Below are 3,908 nucleotides of genomic sequence, written 5' to 3' on the forward strand. Positions count from 1 at the left end.
TGTCACGCCCGACTACCGCTTCGCCGACGCCGTGCAGCGCGCCTGCGGCGGTGCCGACGTGATCGTCGACGGCCTCGGCGACGCCGCCCGCGACGAGAACTTCGCCGCCCTGGCCCGGCGCGGCCACTGGATCAGCATCGGGCAGGCGACGGGCATGCTGCAGCCGCTGGCGGCCGATGACCTCGTCGCCAAGTCGGCCACGTTCTCGCGCCCGGTCGTCTTCGACTACGTCGCGACCCCGGCGACGCTCGAGATGCGGACGCGGCGGCTCTGGGAGGCGCTCGCCTCGGGTGCCTGCAAGGTGCCGCCGATCGAGCGCTGGTCGCTCGATGCCGCGGCGCAGGCGCACGCGCGGCTGGAGTCGCGCGCCACCGTCGGTGCGCTCGTTCTCATATCCTGAGCCCTGGAGGCACCGCCATGATCGACGGCATGAACCACTTCACCATCACCGCCGAAGACCGGGAGAAGACGCTCGACTTCTACGTCGGCCTGCTCGGCCTGCGCGAAGGGCACCGGCCCGAGCTCGGCTTTCCCGGAGCCTGGCTCTACGGCAGCGGCCCGCATCCGATCCTGCACATCTACTGGGACCGGCCGATGCCGCAGGGCCGCACCGGCGTCATCGACCACATGGCGTTCACGGCCAGCGACCTGAAGTCGGTCAAGGCCCGCTTCGACGAGCGCGGCGTCAAGTACGACCTGCGCCGGCAGGCGGGCGCCGGCACTTGGCAGCTGTTCAGCTACGACCCGAACGGCGCCAAGGTCGAGCTCGACTTCAACCCGGCCGAGACTACGTGAGCGCCGGCGGCGCGTCGCGCCGCCAGGTCGCAAGGACCACCCCGACAAGTGCCAGCGCGAAGGCCGCCGCCTGGACCGTGCTGAAGGCCTCGCCGAAGAAGTAGACGCCGACCAGCGCCGCGCTGATCGGGAGGAACACCGTGAAGACCCCGGCCGACGAGGCCGGCACGTGCTTCATGCCCGTCATCCAGAGCCAGACGGTGACGACGCTGGCGGCGATCGAGTAGACCAGCAGAAGCCACCACGACGACGGGGCGATGAATGCCGGCGCGAAACCGGGCAGCTGCCAGAGAGCGAAGGGCGTGACCAGGGCCAGGCCCCAGAGGTTGATGAGGGCGCTGATGCGCTTGGGCCCGATCGAGGCCGAGAGCTTCTTGCCGATGACGACGTAGAGCGCCTCGCAGGTTACGGCGCCGAGCAGCAGCAGGGTGCCGAGGAGCGAGCCGCTGGCGAGCTCGCCATCGGCGTCGCGCGCGAACGCGACCAGCGCGATGCCGGCGACCGCGCAGGCGATGCCCGCCGCCACGCGCAGGCCGATGCGCTCGCGCAGGATCAGGAAGGAGAGCAGGGCGACCGCTGCCGGGATCGCCGCCATGATGACGCCCGCCGCCAGGGCCGAGCTTCGCGCGATGCCGAACAGCATGCAGATCGAGAACAGGAAGTTGCCGAAGAAGGACTCGAGGAAGAGCAGGCGCCGCGTGCGGCCGTCCAGGGGCGCCTCGTCGGCAGGGCGGCGCAGCCAAGGTGCCATTGCCACCGCGCCGATCGCGAAGCGCATCCAGGCCAGCAGGAAGACCGGAAACACGATCACCAGCACCTTGGAAAATCCGACGTACGCGCCGACGATGGCCATCGCCGCCGCCAACGCGAGGTAGGCGTGCCAGGGAACGCGGGCGAGGCCAGCGGCGGCCGTGCTCATGAGGTGGCGAGCGCGGCACGCGGCGCGTTGGCGAGCTCCTGGCTGCGTCGCCGCTCGTTGCGGGCGATGACGACGCTGGCGATGACGACCCCGACGGCGACGACGGCGATGATGATCGTCGCCACGGCGTTGACGCTGGGGTTGAGGCCGAGCCGCGCCCGCGAGAAGATCACCAGCGGCATGGTCGTCGTGCCGGGGCCGGAGAGGAACGCCGACAGCACGACGTCGTCGAGCGACAGGGTGAAGGTGAGCAGGAAGGCGGAGACGAGCGCCTGGCCGATCATCGGCAGCGTCACCAGCCAGAAGACCTGCCACGGCCGAGCGCCGAGGTCCATCGCCGCTTCCTCGAGCTGGGGGTTGAGCGTCTGCAGGCGGGCCCGGATCACGACCGTGGCGTAGGCCATGCCGAGCAGCAGGTGGCCGAGCCAGATCGTCAGCAGGCCGCGCTCGGGGAAGCTGACGCCGAAGGCGGCCTCGCTGGCGCGCTGCAGGGAAACGAGCATGAGCAGCAGCGACAGGCCGATGATCACCTCGGGCATCACCAGCGGCGCCACCACCATGCCGGAAAAGAGCGTGCGCCCGAAGAAACGCCGGTAGCGGGTGAGCGCGAGGGCCGCCAGCGTGCCGAGGACGACCGAGGCGCAGGCCGTCGCCAGCGCGATCTTCAACGACAGCACCAGGCCGCCGAGCAGCTCGCGGTCCGACGCCAGCGCCGTATACCAGCGCAGGGTGAAGCCGCGCCAGACGTTGGCCACGGGCGAATCGTTGAACGAGTACACGACGAGGGCAACGATCGGCACGTAGAGGAAGGCGAAGCCGAGCGCCAGCCAGAGGCGGGCGAAGATGCGATTGAAGGCGTTGGCAGTCAAGGCTCGCCTCAGGCCCTGCGCCCGGCCGCTTCCGACTCGTAGCGCGAGAAAACGGCGATCGGCACGATCACCAGCAGGATCATGGTGACCGCGACGGCGCAAGCCATCGGCCAGTCGTTGTTGCTGAAGAACTCGTCCCACAGCGTGCGGCCGATCATCTGCGTCTGCGGTCCGCCGAGCAGCTCGGGGATCACGTACTCGCCGACGCTCGGGATGAAGACCAGCATCGAACCGGCGACGATGCCGGTCCGCGACAGCGGCACCGTGACGCGCCAGAAGGCGGACCAGGCGTTGGCGCCGAGGTCGGCGGCGGCTTCGAGCAGGCGCAGGTCCATCTTGGCCAGGTTGGAGTAGAGCGGCAGGATCATGAACGGCAGGTAGGTGTACGTCATGCCCAGCACGAGCGAGAAGGGCGTGTTTATCAGCTGGCCCGGGCCGGGGATGAGGCCGAATGCGGCGAGCGCGTGGTCGAGGCCGAGCGCCTCGATCGCTCGCGCCGCGATGCCCTGCTCGGTGAGCAGCGCCTTCCACGCATAGACGCGGAGCAGGAACGAGGTCCAGAAAGGCAGCATCACCAGCAGCAGCAGGGCCGGCTGCAGCGAGCGGCGTGCGCGCGCCATGAAATAGGCGAACGGGTAGCCGATCGCCAGGCAGAGCAGGGTCGCCGCCGCGGCGTACTTGAGGCTGGAGACGAAGGTCGTGAAGTAGAGGTCGTCCTGCAGCAGCAGCAGGTAGTTGCCGAGATGCAGGCCCTTCCACTCGAACAGGTCGCGCAGCGACGCCGTCTCCATCTCGGAGATGCTGATCTTGGCGACGACGAGAAAGGGAACGAGGAAAAAGACGAGCAGCCAGAGGTAGGGCACGCCGACCACGACCAGGCGCCCGCGCGGCTGCGCCTTCATCGGGTCAGCACCATCGGCACCTGCTCCGACCAGGTCGCCCGGGCCGCGTCGCCCCAGGTCAGGGCGACGCTGCCTTGGCGCTCGGTGTTGCTCTGGCTGATCTTCAGCGTGCGGCCACCGGCGAGCAGCAGGTGGTAGACGGTGTAGCTGCCGAAGTAGGCGAGGTCCATGACCGTGCCGCGGACCATGTTAGGCCCGATCGGCAGCCCCACGCCGGCGACCGGGTCGGCGTCGGCCGCGATCCGGATCTTCTCCGGCCGCAGCGCCACCGTCACCGCCGTGCCGATCCCGCCCTCGACGCCCTGGGCGACGAGATGCCGGACATCGCCGCAGTCGACGACGACGTGCCCCGCCGCGTGCTCGGCCACGGTGCCGTCCATCAGGTTGACGTTGCCGATGAAGTCGGCGACGAAGCGGCTCGCC

At 69.7% G+C, this 3,908-nt stretch carries 6 protein-coding genes; 2 read left to right on the top strand and 4 right to left on the bottom strand.

Annotation, left to right across the window (positions count from 1 at the left end; genetic code table 11):
• Both AC30N0_RS07355 and AC30N0_RS07360 read left to right on the top strand, forming a co-directional pair.
• A partial coding sequence (locus AC30N0_RS07355; RefSeq protein ID WP_489517276.1) for a zinc-binding dehydrogenase occupies nucleotides 1-400 on the top strand: 400 nt, incomplete at its 5' end.
• Between the two features lie 17 nt (nucleotides 401-417).
• Nucleotides 418-795 (top strand): VOC family protein, encoded by a 378-nt coding sequence (locus AC30N0_RS07360; RefSeq protein WP_489517277.1) that lies wholly within the window; start codon nucleotides 418-420, stop codon nucleotides 793-795.
• On the opposite strand, the gene AC30N0_RS07365 is transcribed toward AC30N0_RS07360, so the two are convergent.
• From AC30N0_RS07365 to AC30N0_RS07380, 4 genes are all read right to left on the bottom strand, one after another.
• Entirely contained in the window at nucleotides 788-1,714 is a 927-nt protein-coding gene (locus AC30N0_RS07365) for a DMT family transporter (RefSeq protein ID WP_489517278.1), read from the bottom strand. The genes AC30N0_RS07360 and AC30N0_RS07365 overlap by 8 nt on opposite strands.
• Nucleotides 1,711-2,583 carry an ABC transporter permease gene (locus AC30N0_RS07370; RefSeq protein WP_489517279.1) on the bottom strand — a complete coding sequence of 291 codons (873 nt, stop codon included), beginning with the start codon at nucleotides 2,581-2,583 and terminating at the stop codon, nucleotides 1,711-1,713. Before AC30N0_RS07370 ends, AC30N0_RS07365 begins: the two co-directional genes overlap by 4 nt.
• An 8-nt stretch (nucleotides 2,584-2,591) precedes the next feature.
• Nucleotides 2,592-3,485, bottom strand: coding sequence for an ABC transporter permease (locus AC30N0_RS07375; RefSeq protein ID WP_489517280.1), 894 nt, complete (start codon nucleotides 3,483-3,485; stop codon nucleotides 2,592-2,594).
• The coding region (locus AC30N0_RS07380; RefSeq protein ID WP_489517281.1) for a TOBE domain-containing protein at nucleotides 3,482-3,908 on the bottom strand (427 nt) is incomplete at its 5' end. The genes AC30N0_RS07380 and AC30N0_RS07375, both read right to left, overlap by 4 nt.

This window comes from Rhizobacter sp. (genome assembly GCF_031412495.1).
GTDB lineage: Bacteria > Pseudomonadota > Gammaproteobacteria > Burkholderiales > Burkholderiaceae_C > Schlegelella_A.